13 protein-coding genes are annotated in these 15,034 nt (G+C 36.7%); 7 read left to right on the forward strand and 6 right to left on the reverse strand.

Features of this window, described 5'->3' with window-relative positions; translation table 11 throughout:
* The 3 genes from ACQ76T_RS05225 to ACQ76T_RS05235 all read right to left on the reverse strand — a co-directional run bounded on the left by ACQ76T_RS05225 (position 1) and on the right by ACQ76T_RS05235 (position 4,218).
* Positions 1-1,581, reverse strand: a complete 1,581-nt coding sequence (locus tag ACQ76T_RS05225) for an ATP-dependent DNA ligase (protein WP_431342274.1) — start codon at positions 1,579-1,581, stop codon at positions 1-3.
* A complete protein-coding gene (locus ACQ76T_RS05230) occupies positions 1,578-2,594 on the reverse strand; it encodes a ligase-associated DNA damage response exonuclease (protein ID WP_431342275.1) in 1,017 nt (338 codons plus the stop codon). Before ACQ76T_RS05230 ends, ACQ76T_RS05225 begins: the two co-directional genes overlap by 4 nt.
* Before the next feature lie 172 nt (positions 2,595-2,766).
* Positions 2,767-4,218, reverse strand: a complete 1,452-nt coding sequence (locus ACQ76T_RS05235; protein WP_431342276.1) for a S41 family peptidase — start codon at positions 4,216-4,218, stop codon at positions 2,767-2,769.
* A 194-nt stretch (positions 4,219-4,412) separates the two neighbouring features.
* On the opposite strand from ACQ76T_RS05235, the gene ACQ76T_RS05240 reads away from it, so the two are divergent.
* From ACQ76T_RS05240 to ACQ76T_RS05250, 3 genes are read left to right on the forward strand one after another with little or no spacing between them, the layout of a single operon-like run.
* Positions 4,413-5,204, forward strand: a complete 792-nt coding sequence (locus ACQ76T_RS05240; protein ID WP_431342277.1) for an SDR family oxidoreductase — start codon at positions 4,413-4,415, stop codon at positions 5,202-5,204.
* Between the two features lie 4 nt (positions 5,205-5,208).
* The gene (locus ACQ76T_RS05245; protein WP_431342278.1) at positions 5,209-5,610 is read left to right on the forward strand and encodes a GlcG/HbpS family heme-binding protein; all 402 of its coding nucleotides are present in this window, start codon (positions 5,209-5,211) and stop codon (positions 5,608-5,610) included.
* Positions 5,611-5,628: 18 nt separating this feature from the next.
* Positions 5,629-6,432 (forward strand): helix-turn-helix domain-containing protein, encoded by an 804-nt coding sequence (locus ACQ76T_RS05250; RefSeq protein ID WP_431342279.1) that lies wholly within the window; start codon positions 5,629-5,631, stop codon positions 6,430-6,432.
* A 130-nt stretch (positions 6,433-6,562) separates the two neighbouring features.
* Here the strand turns inward: ACQ76T_RS05250 and ACQ76T_RS05255 are convergent, their stop codons facing one another.
* From ACQ76T_RS05255 to ACQ76T_RS05265, 3 genes are all read right to left on the reverse strand, one after another.
* On the reverse strand, positions 6,563-7,630 hold the full coding sequence (locus tag ACQ76T_RS05255) for an SDR family oxidoreductase (protein WP_431342280.1): 1,068 nt from the start codon (positions 7,628-7,630) through the stop codon (positions 6,563-6,565).
* 85 nt (positions 7,631-7,715) lie between these two features.
* Complete coding sequence (locus tag ACQ76T_RS05260) at positions 7,716-8,300, reverse strand: Crp/Fnr family transcriptional regulator (RefSeq protein ID WP_431342281.1); 585 nt, start codon at positions 8,298-8,300, stop codon at positions 7,716-7,718.
* 36 nt (positions 8,301-8,336) lie between these two features.
* Positions 8,337-8,792, reverse strand: a complete 456-nt coding sequence (locus ACQ76T_RS05265; RefSeq protein WP_431342282.1) for a PPC domain-containing DNA-binding protein — start codon at positions 8,790-8,792, stop codon at positions 8,337-8,339.
* A gap of 191 nt (positions 8,793-8,983) precedes the next feature.
* On the opposite strand from ACQ76T_RS05265, the gene ACQ76T_RS05270 reads away from it, so the two are divergent.
* The 4 genes from ACQ76T_RS05270 to ACQ76T_RS05285 all read left to right on the forward strand — a co-directional run bounded on the left by ACQ76T_RS05270 (position 8,984) and on the right by ACQ76T_RS05285 (position 14,922).
* Positions 8,984-9,613, forward strand: a complete 630-nt coding sequence (locus tag ACQ76T_RS05270) for a CatA-like O-acetyltransferase (RefSeq protein ID WP_431342283.1) — start codon at positions 8,984-8,986, stop codon at positions 9,611-9,613.
* A 377-nt stretch (positions 9,614-9,990) separates the two neighbouring features.
* On the forward strand, positions 9,991-11,475 hold the full coding sequence (locus ACQ76T_RS05275) for a tellurite resistance TerB C-terminal domain-containing protein (RefSeq protein ID WP_431342284.1): 1,485 nt from the start codon (positions 9,991-9,993) through the stop codon (positions 11,473-11,475).
* Complete coding sequence (locus ACQ76T_RS05280; RefSeq protein WP_431342285.1) at positions 11,468-12,784, forward strand: ATP-binding protein; 1,317 nt, start codon at positions 11,468-11,470, stop codon at positions 12,782-12,784. Before ACQ76T_RS05275 ends, ACQ76T_RS05280 begins: the two co-directional genes overlap by 8 nt.
* Complete coding sequence (locus ACQ76T_RS05285) at positions 12,781-14,922, forward strand: DEAD/DEAH box helicase (protein ID WP_431342286.1); 2,142 nt, start codon at positions 12,781-12,783, stop codon at positions 14,920-14,922. Before ACQ76T_RS05280 ends, ACQ76T_RS05285 begins: the two co-directional genes overlap by 4 nt.
* The last annotated feature ends 112 nt before the right edge of the window (positions 14,923-15,034 follow it).

The raw sequence follows: 15,034 nt of genomic DNA on the forward strand, positions 1-15,034 counted from the left end.
TTATTGTATTAATTTTTTTATTTCTTCAAGAGTGTCAATCTCATCTACGGTTTTATCTTTCCGCCATCTTACAATTCTGGGAAATCTTAATGCTACACCGCTTTTGTGACGGTTGCTGAAACCTATTCCTTCAAAAGCGATTTCAAAAACGAGTTCTGCTTTTACGGTTCGTACCGGACCAAACTTTTCGATGGCGTTTTTCGTTACAAACTTGCTGACTTCCATAATTTCCTTATCAGTTAATCCCGAATAGGCTTTTGCTATTGTTACTAAAGCATCTCCGTTTTTTACGGCAAAAGTATAATCGGTATAATAGGCACTGCGTCTGCCGCTTCCTTTTTGAGCATAAATGAGAACCGCATCTATCGTAAACGGGTTTATTTTCCACTTCCACCAGTCTCCTTTTTTCCGGCCGGAATGATAGGGTGAGTATTTCTGTTTCAGCATCAGCCCCTCACTGTTGACCTCTCTGGAATGTTCTCTGATGCTGCTGAGATCTTCCCATTTTTCAAAATCTATACTTTGGGAAAGGCTTATATTTTGTGGAGCTTCATTTAATAATAATTCTTCAAGCATTGCTCTTCTTCCTGAGATGGGCTTTTCTCTCAGGTCGTTATTTTCAAGTTCCAGAAGATCATAGGCAAATACTTCGATGGGAATTTCTGAGAGCATTTTCTTGGGTAAGGATTTTCTGTTGAGTCTTTTTTGTAATTCATTAAAATTTAAAACTTTTCCTTCTTTTACCGCCAGTATTTCTCCATCCAATACAAAGTTCCCTTTCATGGCCAGAACGGTTTCTGCGATTTCCGGAAACTGTTCGGTAACAAGTTCTTCTCCTCTTGACCAAATGAAAACCTCATCATTTCTACGGATGATTTGACCGCGAATTCCGTCCCATTTGTACTCTGCGAGCCATTCTGAAGGTTCACCAAGTTCGGAGAGTTCTTTTTCTAAAGGATAAGCAAGGCAGAATGGATAAGGTTTTGAATTGTCAGGGTTTATATTTTCTGCTGAAATCAGTTCGTGAAAGGAAGCTTCTTCAGGTTGCCATTTTCCCATTAGGCTATGCATTAATGCGCTGGATTCCTGCCCGGAAAATTTGGTGAGGGCATTGATGAGTGTTTTATCAGAAACTCCGATCCGGAAACTCCCGCCAATCAATTTGTTGAAAATGAGTCTTTCCGTATAATCAAGTCCGTTCCAGGAGCTCAGTACAAACTCTTTTTTTTCCTGATCGGTTTTATCTTTTAAATGAACAATGTCATTCATCCATTGAGATAATGTACGCTCAATTTTTGTTTGTGGAGGTGGAAGTAGTAAAGACAGAGTTTCTCCGAGATCTCCCACGGAAGAATAGCTTTCCTGAAAGAGCCACAAAGGAAGTCGGGTAATTTCCAGAGCCCATTCTTTCATATAGTTGGTATTGACATTTCTTTTAGGTCTTTTTCCTGTAAATAAGGCAATAAACCAAACTTTATCTTCATCGGGAGCACGTTCCAGATAATCGATGATTGCATCAATTTTGGCATTGGTTTTATTGGTGGTTTCCAATGCATTGATCAGGTCTGCAAAATGTCTCATGGCTTTTGATTTTCAAGGTTTTCCTTTTCATCATCATCGTCACCAAATAAGGTTTCTACAACATCTGCATAAACTCCGATTTCATTAAGATATTTTGAAAAGACTTCTGTCTGCCCGTGGGTAACGTGAACAATTTCTGCTTCAGTGGCCTTTACGGTCTGTAATAAGCCCTTCCAGTCTGCATGATCGCTCATGGCAAATCCTGCATCGGCGCTTCGCCATCTTCTGGCTCCCCGAACCTGCATCCATCCGGAACATATTGCCGTTGCGGGATCCGGAATTTTCTTAATGATACTGCTGTCTAATAAAGCAGGTGGTACAATCACGATCTCATGTTCCATTTCTTTGGGGCGTTCTCTGAAATCTGCAACGGTGTACTCTGGAAGATGAATTCCCACGGTTTCAAAAGCTTCATTTAGCTTGCCAATAGAATAATGAACGTATATTTTTCCTAAACCTTCAACTGCTTTCATAATACGCTGAGCTTTGCCCAACGAATAACCTATAAATACTGAAGTCTTATGGTTTTCCTGGTTTTTCAGTACCCAGTTCTGCAGTTTTTTATTAAGATCCTGAACTTCGAGCCAATTGTATATAGGAAGTCCAAAGGTACTTTCTGTTACAAATTCATTGCATTTTACCAGTTCAAAAGGAGTGCTCAAGCCATCTTCCTGAACTTTGTAATCTCCTGAAATAACGGTTATATATCCTTTATATTCCAGTCTTATCTGAGCAGACCCAATGATATGCCCCGCGGGATGAAGGGAAAGTTTTACTCCATTGATGGTCACTGTTTCTCCATATCCTACACTCTGACATTCTATATCTGTACTGATTCTTTGATGAAGAATAGGTTTGGTAAAGTGATGACAAAGGTATTTTTTCATTCCCCAACGGGCATGATCGGCGTGTCCATGGGTGATGACCGCCATATCAACAGGTCTCCAGGGATCGATGTAGAATTTTCCCTGAGGACAGTATATTCCTTTTTTGGTAAATGTGATTAATTTCAATGGTGTGACTGGTTTATAGAACAGGCTTCAAAAACTTAACCAAATTATAATAAAGTACTGACATTTTATTAAACTGTGGTAGAATTTATAAAAACGATGGTCTATTAGAAATGATTAAAGCGAAAATATATAGAATAAAACAGGTTGTCTCTTTATGAAACAACCTGTTATTTTATTTTGCGTTAAGGACATCATTCACGAAATCAATCCATTGATGTTCCGGGATGGTGCTGTCTATAAAGTAATCCGGCTGAATTCCTTTTTCGTCAATCGCCATATCTGGAATTCGGAAGCTTTTTGAAAGGCTGTAACCCAATTTAAATTCGTTGCAGGGAGAGTTGAGGAAATACATATTGGAAATATCAAGAACTCCGGCAGTTGTGGTTCCGAAAAGCTTTACTTTTTTACTTTGTTTTGCTGCCAGTAAAAATTCTTCGGCAGTACTTCCGTTTCCTTTATTGATAATAATTCCTACATTTTTTGGAAAAGGGAAGATCTTCTCTGATTTATTAATGCTTAGAATACTGTTGTCATCCTGTAAAGAAACAAATTTGCCTAAATTGGCATTCAGTTTATCATAGGCTTTTTTCAGAAATTCTCTTTCTTCTTTCGGGATTCCGTATTTTTCGTAATTATCATACAGATCCAGCATTCTTTGGTTGTTCAGTTTCGTAGAATACATCTGTGCTCTGATACTTCTGATAGGATTGGTATAAAGGTAAGGAATGATCTCTGAGAAGCTGTTATCACTTCCGCCACCATTGTTTCGGATGTCTATGATAAGGTTTTCTGTACTTTCAATTTTTGATTTGTTGGCTGTAATCACACTGTCGATGACTTTTTTCATCGCACCGTTAAATGTTGGGATACGCAAAAGAAGAGTATTCTTATTCAACTCTTTTAAAAAAGGTTTCGGAGTTTGCATAGCCTGAAGATAGGTTTCAATGTTTTCTTCCTTTTCAAATTTTGGAGAAAGTCTTTTTAGGACAAAGCTACCCATTTGAAGGTAGTTTTTACCCATAAAACGGATCTGATTTACTTCCTGACCAGACTTGTCTCTCAGATAAAAGACACCTTTTGATTGATCTGTATTGATCGTCAGTTTCAATTCATAAGGCTTCCAGTTTTCTGCTCCTGACTGAATGATAAATCCTTTGTATGCATTTCCGATTTTTTTAATTCCAATCACATATGGTTCTGCTTCCCAAATTCCTTCAATATCGGATTCTTTTTTGGAAAGAACTTCCTTTTTGAACTTTTCAAGGTCTACTGTAACAATTTCACTTTTGGGCTGTTCTTTAGCGGCAGCTGGTTGAGATTGTTGATTTTTATTTTCAATTTTTGAAATAGAAAAATGTCCGGATCTGAAGAACTTCATCCAATCATAAATGTTTTGTAAACATTCAGTATCCGATTTTGAGTTTTTTATTTTACTTAAAAAGTCTGTATTATGAGCCTGATAAGCGGGCATTCCTTTTTTGTCAATAACGTATTGAAATCCGGCATCATTTTCTTCGAACGTTTTTTTTACCCATTGGAAATTGGTTTCACACGTACAGTTTTGGGCAAAGCCAAGAGTAGAAGACGTGATGAAAACTGCAATGAGTGCTTTAATCTTAATCATGGTTTAGTTTTATATTCTGAATATACAAATCTAACGATAAATCTATTTTTTTATGATTTAAAATGATATTTATTCGTTGAAATCATTTATTTAAATGATTTTTTGAACTTTTCAGCAATACAAAAATGAACGCTACGCCAATATCAACCTTCTGAAAATCTATGAACTTTGTACTAACATTAAATAAGAATACAATGAGTAAAACAATTTTAATTACAGGTGCAGCAAGCGGATTTGGAAAGATTGCCGCTTTTGATCTTGCTAAAAAAGGACATAAAGTAATTGCTACAGCTCAGGTTTATCCTCAAATGAGTGATTTAATCCGTGAAGCTAAAGAACAGAGAGTTGATCTGACTGTTGACAAACTGGATGTAACGAACCAAAGAGATGTAGATTATATCTTAAAGAAATATGCAGATATTGATATTCTCATCAGTAATGCCGGGATTATGGAAGGGGGACCAATTGCCGAACAGCCCGTAGATATTATTCGTTCTATGTTTGAAGTGAATGTATTTGCTGCTCTGAATCTTGCACAGGGCTATATCAAAAAGTTTGTGGAAAAGAAGGAAGGTAAGATTGTGTTCACCTCTTCAATGGGAGGTTTATGGACCGTTCCTTATGTTGCTGCTTATTGCTCTTCAAAACATGCCTTGGAGTCTATTGCAGAAGGTTTGAGAACTGAACTTGCACCATTTAATATCAAGATTGCAACTTGTAATCCGGGGGTATTTGGAACAGGTTTCAATGACAGGGGAGTAGATTCTATTTTCCATTGGTATGATCCGAAAACCAACTTCACTCCGGAATCTGCTTTTGACGGAGCTGCTGAATCTTTATCACACCAGCTTGATCCGCAATCTATGGCAGATGTGACTGTGAATGTAGCTCTTGATGATAACAGTAACTTCAGAAATGTACATCCAAAAGATACCGAAGATTTTGTAAAACAGCTTCAGGCAGATGCATGGACAGCAAAAAGCTAATATCATGGAATTAAATTACAAAACTGCCGAAAAGGTTTTACAGGCAGCAAAGGAAAAGGCATTATCTATGAATATTCCTGTGAGTATTGCTGTGGTAGATGCCGGAGGGCATCCTGTTGCATTGGCAAGACTCGATAGTGTTTATGGCCTAATTGATTTTGCTGTCAAAAAAGCAAGAACTGCGGCTATGTTTGGAGTAAACAGCGATGTAATGGGAGGCATTATTTCAGAAACCGGTATTCACGGATATGGAATGCTGAATTCTAATAACGGAATTTTAACTATTGCAGGTGGCGTTGTCCTTCAAAATACAGAAGGAAAAATTATAGGTGCAATAGGTTCTTCAGGGGGAACTCCTGAGCAGGATAAAGAGATTGCGGAGGCAGGAGCTCATACTATTGCTTAAATTTCAGATATTTGTATCATGGAAAATACTTCTGAAATCATATTTGATAAACTGGTTTATTCATGTGCTTTTGAATCTTACAGAGGGCATGAGGAGTTTATTCCTGATCACTTTCTGGGATTTCAGATATCCGGAGAGACTCATGCCTTTCATGAACACGGTAAAACGGTAATCAAAGAAAATACAGTAGTTCTGGTTAGAAAAAATCAACTGATCAGAACTATTAAATATCCTTCCGCTCATGAAAAGTATCAGTTTGTTTCCATCACACTGGATGATGAAACACTGAGACAGTATGCCGCTGAAAATAAAATAGTTGTAAATGCCAATTTCCCAGGAAATCAACGGTTATTTTTTGAACCTGATGATTTTTTTAAGAACTATTTTGCATCTCTTACTCCTTACATTAATAAAACGCAGGGAATATCTGCCAACTTAGCGGATTTAAAGGTAAAAGAAGCCATAGAATTACTTTTACTAAGCAATCCGGATGTTAGAAACCTTCTTTTTGACTTTTCTGAACCTCATAAAATTGATCTTAAAGAGTTTATGAATAAAAACTATATGTTTAATGTTTCTGTAGATGCTTTTGCAAGGCTTACAGGACGCAGTCTCTCGGGATTTAAAAGAGATTTCAGCAAAATCTTTGAAATGACACCCAAACAATGGCTGAAAGAAAAAAGATTAAAGGAAGCATATTATTTGATTAAGAGTAAAGATAAAAAGGCTTCAGATATTTATCTTGATCTGGGTTTTGAGAATTTATCTCACTTTTATTCTTCTTTCAAAAAGAAATTCGGGGTGACGACTACGGAGGTATAACTTTTTAACCATTAAAAAACATAACTATATTATAATTTAACTGTTGGAAAAACACAAAGACACAAGAAAGGTTTACAATGTGAGTACTCTAAAGTAATTTTCCTGAATCTTTGCGTTTTCCTACAAGTTATTAAGGAATCATTTTTTCAGCTCTCAATCTTTCAAATACTTCAATGAAAGAATCTTCTGTGCTTTTGAACGCTGAGAATCCTAATTTTCGGCTTCCGGACATATCACACATCACTTCCAGAGGTCTTCCGAGATCCAGATCGGTATGCCATGCAGAAGACAGGCGGTCAAGACGAGTTTCGTTCAGATTATATTTTTCGGCAATTTCTTTCCAGATTTGTTTATCGTTTTCAAGCTCTTTTTCCAGAGGTTTTATTGAATCTTCAAAACCTTCATATTCAACGCCAAACCAGTCTGCAAGTCTTTTCCAAAGCCATTTCCATCTGAAAACGTCTCCATTGGTGATATTAAATGCCTGATTTTTTGCAGATTCTGTAGTAGAGGCCCATACCAATTGCTGAGCCAGTACTTTTGCATCCGTAACATCAGATACTCCATTCCATTGAGCTTCAGATCCCGGCCAGATAAATTTTCGTCCCGTTTCTTTACAAATGCTGGCGTATACAGCTAATGTTGCTCCAATATTCATCAGATTGCCCACTGCGTAGCCTACAACGGTATGAGGCCTGTGAATGCTCCATGTAAAACCATCTCTTTCGGAAGCTTTATAAACTTCATCTTCCTGTGCATAATAGAAATTGGGTAGTGGAAGTCTGGGATGTTCTTCCCGTACAGGGGTTTCAGGAAGTATTCCCTGTTTAGCATATGCTTCAAAAGGTCCCAGATAATGTTTAAGCCCTGTTACTAATGCAACGTGCTGCACCGATTTTTTTGCAGATAAAACGTTCAGCAGGTTTCTTACCAATGCACTATTGACGCGAATATTTTCTTCCTCCGTATCATTTCGCATCCAGGTGGTAAAGTAAATGTGAGTAGGAGAAATCCCTTCCAGTGCTTCTGCAAGGTTTTGCTCATCCATAAGGTCAGCCTTAATCGGGATAAGATTAGCAATGCTGTTATTCGGATTTCTGGACAGTCCATAGGTTGTCCAGCCCTGTGAAATAAGCTCTTCTGCAAGATTGCTTCCTGTAATTCCGGTAGCACCTACTACCAATGCAATATTTTCCATAAGTATTGTAAAATTTCTTCACAAATTTATGGCGGTGAGCAATTTTGTACACTTGATCTGAATCATGTGTTTTGATTGATCTGGATCAAGTATTATTCTGAGAAATCTTCTTACGTATTCTGCTTATGGTTTCAGGAGCAAGCCCCAGATAAGACGCTATCAGGTTATGAGGAACTCTTTTGATCATTTCAGGATTTCGTTGGGCAAGCTGCAGATATTTCTCTTCGGCAGTATATCCATTAGAAACAATAAGCCTATAGTCTTTTGTTACAAGGCTGTTTTGATAGAGAATTCTGAAATAACGGTCCATTACAGGAATTTCCAGCAGCATTTGATTATAATCTTCCAGAGTGATCATCAGAACTTCCGTTTCTTCTATGGCATCAATCGTAAGAACTGCTTTTTCCTGATGAATGAAGCTGTTGAAGTCGGAAATCCACCAACCTTCAAATGCAAACATATTGATATGTTCATTCCCTTTTTCATCCGGAAAATAAGATTTCAGTAATCCTTTGCTTACAAAAGACAGACATTTGCAGATATCACCTTCCTGAAGCAGATATTGTTTTTTTTTAAGTTTCTTAAGAGTGAAAAAAGACTGTAGCTGTTTCTTCTGATTATCGGTTATAGCAACCTTGTTCTGAATATGGGAAAGCAGGACATCAAACATTAGATAAATATTTCATCAAAAATAAGGTTTTGAAGGCTATTGTTCAAAATCATAAAGATTAATCCCGATTTCGTTATTTTTAATTTTTACTACTCTTGTAGATAAAGGGTAGAAAACAAACTCTGCCGCTCCCTGAATTCTTGCCTCTAAAAGATGTCCTGCCAATGCCGTATAATCTTCTCTGCCTAAAGTAATGTGGAGATGAAGCAGTGCCTTTCCCTCAATTTCGGAAACATTTCCGGAAATATTGGTGACCTCCATCTGTTCTTTAAAAGTTTTATCAACATATTTTTTGGTTGAAGGATTAAAAAAACGCAGGGTAGCTTCACTTACTGCACCTATTCCGGTGACTTCTCCTGCCTGTATATTTTGATCCTGTACAAAATCTGTTAATCCCTCCACAATATTGCAATGGTTGCTAAGACTTACTATATAAATAGAACCTGCTTTTCTTGCTGACCAATTTTTACCTTTATAATTCTGTATTTCCATACGTATGATTTAAATGTTTTTTTTAATAAATAATGTCAATCCTCTATGAATATCATTCTGTATTTCAATGCAAGAATTATGCTTAAGAAAAAAGAAGAATAAAAAAGACCTTACCTGTTCTGAAAATTTTCTGACGATCATTCTAAAAAACCGATAAATAATCCTGAAATTTGCACCCAAATAAAAAATCAATGAAGATCGTAGACCTTGAAAAATGGAACAGAAAGGAGCATTTTGAATTTTTTTCCGGCATGGCAAGCCCTTATTTCGGTTTTACTACAGAGGTAGACTGCACCAAAGCTTATGATATTGCAAAAAAGAAGGGCTATTCGTTTTTTGCCTACTATTTTCATAAATCGATGGTTGCTGTGAATACCGTAGAGGAGCTGAAATTAAGGATTGTTGACGGACAGGTTGTTCAGTTTGATATCCTTCATGCAGGAAGCACTATTGGAAGACCGGATGGAACCTTTGGTTTTTCATTCACCCATTTTTCGGAAGATTTTGAAACCTTTAATGCAGCTTTGCAGGAAGAAATAAAAGGCGTACATGAAACTTCAGGACTTCGCATCAGAAATGAAAGACTCGGAAAAGATCATATAAGACACACAACGATTCCATGGAACTCCTTCAGTGCCATTTTACATCCTACGGATTTTAATACAGGAGAATCTATACCGAAGATCTCTTTTGGAAAATTCAATATCCGTGACGGCAGAAAATATCTTCCCGTTTCTATTGAGGCACATCATGGATTGGCAGATGGAATTCACATTGCCCAATATCTGGAAGAGTTTCAGAAGCAGCTTGATGCGGAATAAGGGTTTAGGGGAGAAGAGTTGGAGGGTTTTTGACTTCTGGAGTGAGCCGTGGGAAATTCGGTGTACTAGGGTTTGAGAGTAAAAGAGATAAGGTGTTTGCGTAATAGTGATTATGGGTAAACAGATACTTCATTCATTTTCAATTTTTTGTTTCTATTACGGGAAACCGTAAATAATATTTCCCTGTTTTCAATACTTTTGAGAGAATATATTGCTATATTAGAGACTTGATTCTCCTTTTAATGAAGCTAATTAACCTATCACTCAATTGTATAAGAATGCCCCGTTTTGCAAATTCGGATTTACAGAGGTCTAAAGGTATGGTAACAGCGTAGAAAGGTGATCAATTCTTTAAAAAAGGAACAGAATAACCGAAAATGCCAGATGCCGTTATGCAGAGCGATAACTCTCCATTATATACAGACGATTCTATTATTGATGTTTCCGGAAATGCCAATGTCCCCATCTATTTGGGGAATACCCATTCTTTTTCCGAAAATGAACAAAAAACAGAACCCCCTTCTTATGATCCTGATATCTGGAAAATAGGAAAAAAATACAGCAGAAAACTAAATCTCAATGAGGATCAGGTTACATTGCTAAATAAAATGTCCTTCTCCGGGAATGTTTTTAATGAAATTGAGTATTGTAAAATTCAAATCTTAAAGCAGTTTCTCAGAGCACTTAACTATCTTGACAAACACTGTATTCCTGTTAATAAATCGTATTCAACGGTCATTGAAGAGCTGTCGGAAATTATTGTATGTCTCCGCTATAATTACAGAAAAGAAAGCCTGAATTACAGCTATACCTATGATTCTGTACAGACAGAAATTTTCAACCATATTCTCAAATTATGTGAAAACAATGTCCGGGAAATCTATGGTATTAAAAGAAAAATCAATACTGATTTTAACTACAATGAACAGGATATTCTTCATCTGTACAACAAAAAGATTGTTTCTAAACTTGAGATCTTTCTCTCAGATAATCAGCATTTGGTGCTGGATGCAGATTATAAGACCAATATTATTCTGAATGAAAATAATACGAACCGATGGAAGGCTAAGTTTGAGCAGATCAGGGAAGATTATTCCAATCCGGTTGCTTTTGAAAGGGAAATTTTCAGGCTTGCGGATGTGAATATTAAAAACCCTTCTTTGGATATTATCTTTTTTGAGGCATCCAAATTCGTAGCAGATTTTGATCGTACCTGTGCATTACGGCTCTACATTCACTATCTGGAAAAAGATCTGAATTCTTCAAAATTCGACCAGCGAAAACTCAACAAAACGATTCAGAAGAGCTTATTTTCAAGCCAGGAGCAATTGGCAGATTTTGAAAAAATTCTTAATGACTTTATTGCCGACAGAAATCTGGAAGCCGCTATTGAACAGGCCAATCAGCTTTACCAACCCAAAAGAAAAAGGATTACCATTGATCCCCAAGCCATTAAAGATATTCAGGCCCAGCATTCTGAAACCGCAGATATCCTGGGACAGATCCTTAATAGTGAAGAGGAGGAAAATTTTACAGAACCAACAGCTAGTAATGATAAAGAAGAACTGACGATTACCATACATTCTCAGACTTCAGAAAATCAGATTTCTAAATATCTTGATAAACTGAATTTAACAGCCATTCAAAAAGAAATTCTTGAAGTATTTGAAAAAAACAGCTTCAATATGCTTCAGTCTGATCTTGGAGAATTTATTAAAACAAAGGGATTATTCATGGGGTCTACCATAGATTCTATCAACGAATGCTGCTTTGAAATTCTTGATGATATTCTTATTGAAGAGGAAGATGAATATTTTATTATTAACACACATTATTACCAAAAACTATTAAACAATGATTGACAATATTAAACCCAAAGAAGCAACTTCCATTATCAACTCTCTGGTAAGCGGTGTAGTGCCTAAAATTGGGGTGCAGCATATTACTGTAGGACGCTCCGAAGAAATTAATGCCGTTATCGGTTCTTTAGAAGATGTGAAAAACGGATTGAGTCTTGTTAAATTCTGGATCGGAGACTTTGGAAGCGGAAAATCTTTCATGCTTCATCTTCTCAACACAGTTGCCCTAAAACAAAAGTTTGTTGTTGCCAATGCAGATTTCACTCCAGACAACAGGCTATACGCCAACGACGGAAAGAGTGTTATTCTGTATTCTGCCATAATGGATAATATTGCTATCCAGACCAAGCCGGAAGGAGGGGCGCTACAGACTTTGCTGGAAAAATGGATTGAGCAGGTAATTACAAAAACAGCAGAAGAAAATCATATTTCTCTGATGGAAATAAGAAATGACCAGTATTTGGGACTGATTCAAAACTCCATTATGAAAACCGTAAACGAAATTACAGAAGTTGGCGGATTTGATTTTGGTTCTGCCATTGTAAAATACTACGAAGGCTACATTAAAGGAGATGAACTTTTACGCAGAAATGCCCTGAAATGGCTGAAAGGTGAGTATACAACAAAAACAGAAGCCAGACAGGATCTGGGAATACGAGAGATCATCAATGATTCCAACTATTATGATATGCTTAAAAATTTCTGTAAGTTATTCGTAAGTATGGGATACAGTGGCTTTATGATCAACCTGGATGAAGCTATTAACCTCTATAAAATCTCTGTGATGGCTTCCCGAGATAAAAATTACGAAAAGATCTTATCCATTTACAACGATTGTTTTCAGGGAAAAGTTTCCAATCTCTTCATCAATTTTGCCGGAACAAAAGATTTTATGGAAAATGAAAGAAGAGGACTTTTCAGCTATCAGGCTCTTAAATCAAGACTCGAAGCTAATAAATTTGAAACTGCCGAACTGCGGGATTTTGCCCAACCCGTAATCAAACTGATGCCTTTGAACCACAATGAAATATTTGTTTTGCTTAAAAAGCTGAAGCTGATCTTTGATTTCAATTATAAAACAGAACTCAATATCACGGATGAGGAAATCTCTTCTTTTATGGAAGAAATGTTCAACAAACCCGGAGCTTCAGAGTTTCTTACACCAAGAGAGGTAATTCGTGACTTTTTAAATATTCTGAACATCATCAGACAAAATCCTGATGTTGATAAAAGAAGACTGTTCGGAGAAATTGAAATTGCAGATGAACGACCGAATGACCTGATCCTTTTAGACAGTATTGAGGAATTATGACAGCATTCGACCAACTTTCTGAACCTATCAGAAAATACATTCGGGATAAAAAATGGGAAAGTTTAAGACCTATTCAGGAAGCAGCTATTCAAAGGATTATCCCAACAGACAATAACTATATACTAATATCAAGAACAGCTTCAGGTAAAACTGAGGCTGCTTTTCTCCCTATCTTATCCAAAGTCAATTTTAAAGAAACTGGGGTGAAAGTTTTGTATATTTCCCCATTGATCGCTTTGATCAACGATCAGTTTATAAGGGTGGAAAGCCTCTGCGAATATCTTGATGTTCCGGTCACAAAATGGCACGGAGAAGCCTCCAAAAGTGCGAAAGACAGGCTTCTGAAAAATCCTGAAGGGATTGTTCTCATTACCCCGGAATCCCTGGAAGCGATGTTTACCAATAAGCCGTATAACATACACCATCTGTTTTCCAGCTTAGATTATATTGTTATCGACGAGATCCATTCTTTTCTGGGCTCCGATCGTGGAACTCATCTGCAGTCTTTATTGAACCGACTGCAACGAATTAATATCAAGAAATTCTGTGTTGTTGGGCTTTCTGCAACCGTAAGTGATGCTAATCAGTATAAAGAACTCAAAGTTTTTCTGGGAGATCCTGACCGTACAAAAATCATCAGAGATACAACGCCCAAACCCATTAATACAGTTTTTAAATATTTTGGAGGAGCTGTTGACGAACTTCCGTTACCTCTGCTGAAGGATCTGTATATTAAGACCAGAGACAGCAAAGTTCTGATCTTTCCCAATGCAAGAGGAAGAGTAGAAGAAGTAGCCGTAAAACTGAAACAGATTTCAGAAAGAGTGGGTGGTCACAAAAACTACTTTTCGCATCATTCCTCTGTGGATAAAGAGGTGCGTGAATATGTCGAGTTTTTTGCAAAAAATTCCACCTTACAAAACTTCTGTATTTCCTGTACTTCAACCCTCGAGCTAGGTATTGATATTGGTAATGTTGATGAGGTGGTACAGATTGATGCTACTCACAGCATCGCCTCTCTGATTCAGCGGGTTGGCCGAAGCGGAAGGCGGGAAGGTAAAACAAGTAATCTGTTTCTATATGCTACAGGAAAATGGAGCCTGTTACAATCTTTGGCGTGCTGGTTATTATACAAGGAAAATTATATAGAACCTATTCCTGTTAATAATAAACCTTATGACGTACTGGTTCATCAGATTTTATCAATGGTTAAAGGCTCTTCCGGGATTGCAATACCTCAATTATTAAATGAAATACAAGCGAATTTAACTTTTTCCAATATTGAAACAGAAGCAGTAGAAGAAGTTATTACCCATCTTATTGGGATTGATTTTCTGGAAAAAATTGGCAACGAGGTAGTTATTGGGATTGAAGGTGAAATTGTAGTGAACACTAAAGATTTTTACAGCCTTTTTGAGACCCCGGTATTTTTCAAAGTATCCGGAAATGGAGTGAAAATTGGTGAACTTCCTCTTTCTCCACAAATCAGACCCCATGAAAATATTTATCTTTCTGCAAAGATCTGGAGCATCATCGATATCGATTATCAAACTAAGAAAATAGAAGTGGTTCCCGCCATGGATGGAAAAAAACCGATGTTTTTGGGAGATCCTGCCGATACAGCCTATAAAATCAGGGAGAAAATGCTGGAAATCCTCATTTCAAAAGAAAAATATGATTTTTTAGAAGAGGCTGCACAGGATATTATAGACTTACTCAGAAAAGAGTTTTCTATTTTTACAATTAATGATTTCAGAACAGAAAGACCTTTGTTAGGCAGCAATAAAAATCTTACATTCTATTCTTTTACAGGCTCAAAAATTAACAGAACGCTTCATTTTCTTTTAAACACTCTTGACGTAAAGAATGTACTCAGTGACACCGACAGTTCATTTGAAATTGAAGACCGTACTTCTTCAGAGTTTATCAGTATTTTAAAAAATAGAGTATTGAATAAGGATGTGAATATACTTCTTGTAGAATTATTAGAAGAATCACCGGGTGTAATAGACTTTTCAAAATGGGGTAAATATCTTCCTCTGCAATATCAGGCGGCGCTTTTAGCTGAAAAATATTTCGATTTTGAGGGCTGTGATACTTATCTTCAGCATTTAATTATGGTAGAAAATAATTTATAAATCCTAAGATGCTTGAAAAGACTTTATTTTCAAGCATCTTTTATGACTAAATCACCTTATTTTTCTGTACACCTTTCCGGAAAATAGTGCAAAGTATTGATCGAGATCATAA

This window comes from Chryseobacterium sp. JK1, from assembly GCF_050632815.1.
GTDB lineage: Bacteria > Bacteroidota > Bacteroidia > Flavobacteriales > Weeksellaceae > Chryseobacterium.

What these genes read in the sequence shown, in the direction of transcription:
- ACQ76T_RS05225 (WP_431342274.1), bottom strand. Translation starts at nt 1,581, where the DNA reads ATGAGACATTTTGCAGACCTGATCAATGCATTGGAAACCACCAATAAA.
- ACQ76T_RS05235 (WP_431342276.1), bottom strand. Translation starts at nt 4,218, where the DNA reads ATGATTAAGATTAAAGCACTCATTGCAGTTTTCATCACGTCTTCTACT.
- ACQ76T_RS05240 (WP_431342277.1), top strand. Translation starts at nt 4,413, where the DNA reads ATGAGTAAAACAATTTTAATTACAGGTGCAGCAAGCGGATTTGGAAAG.
- ACQ76T_RS05245 (WP_431342278.1), top strand. Translation starts at nt 5,209, where the DNA reads ATGGAATTAAATTACAAAACTGCCGAAAAGGTTTTACAGGCAGCAAAG.
- ACQ76T_RS05250 (WP_431342279.1), top strand. Translation starts at nt 5,629, where the DNA reads ATGGAAAATACTTCTGAAATCATATTTGATAAACTGGTTTATTCATGT.
- ACQ76T_RS05255 (WP_431342280.1), bottom strand. Translation starts at nt 7,630, where the DNA reads ATGGAAAATATTGCATTGGTAGTAGGTGCTACCGGAATTACAGGAAGC.
- ACQ76T_RS05260 (WP_431342281.1), bottom strand. Translation starts at nt 8,300, where the DNA reads ATGTTTGATGTCCTGCTTTCCCATATTCAGAACAAGGTTGCTATAACC.
- ACQ76T_RS05265 (WP_431342282.1), bottom strand. Translation starts at nt 8,792, where the DNA reads ATGGAAATACAGAATTATAAAGGTAAAAATTGGTCAGCAAGAAAAGCA.
- ACQ76T_RS05270 (WP_431342283.1), top strand. Translation starts at nt 8,984, where the DNA reads ATGAAGATCGTAGACCTTGAAAAATGGAACAGAAAGGAGCATTTTGAA.
- ACQ76T_RS05275 (WP_431342284.1), top strand. Translation starts at nt 9,991, where the DNA reads ATGCCAGATGCCGTTATGCAGAGCGATAACTCTCCATTATATACAGAC.
- ACQ76T_RS05280 (WP_431342285.1), top strand. Translation starts at nt 11,468, where the DNA reads ATGATTGACAATATTAAACCCAAAGAAGCAACTTCCATTATCAACTCT.
- ACQ76T_RS05285 (WP_431342286.1), top strand. Translation starts at nt 12,781, where the DNA reads ATGACAGCATTCGACCAACTTTCTGAACCTATCAGAAAATACATTCGG.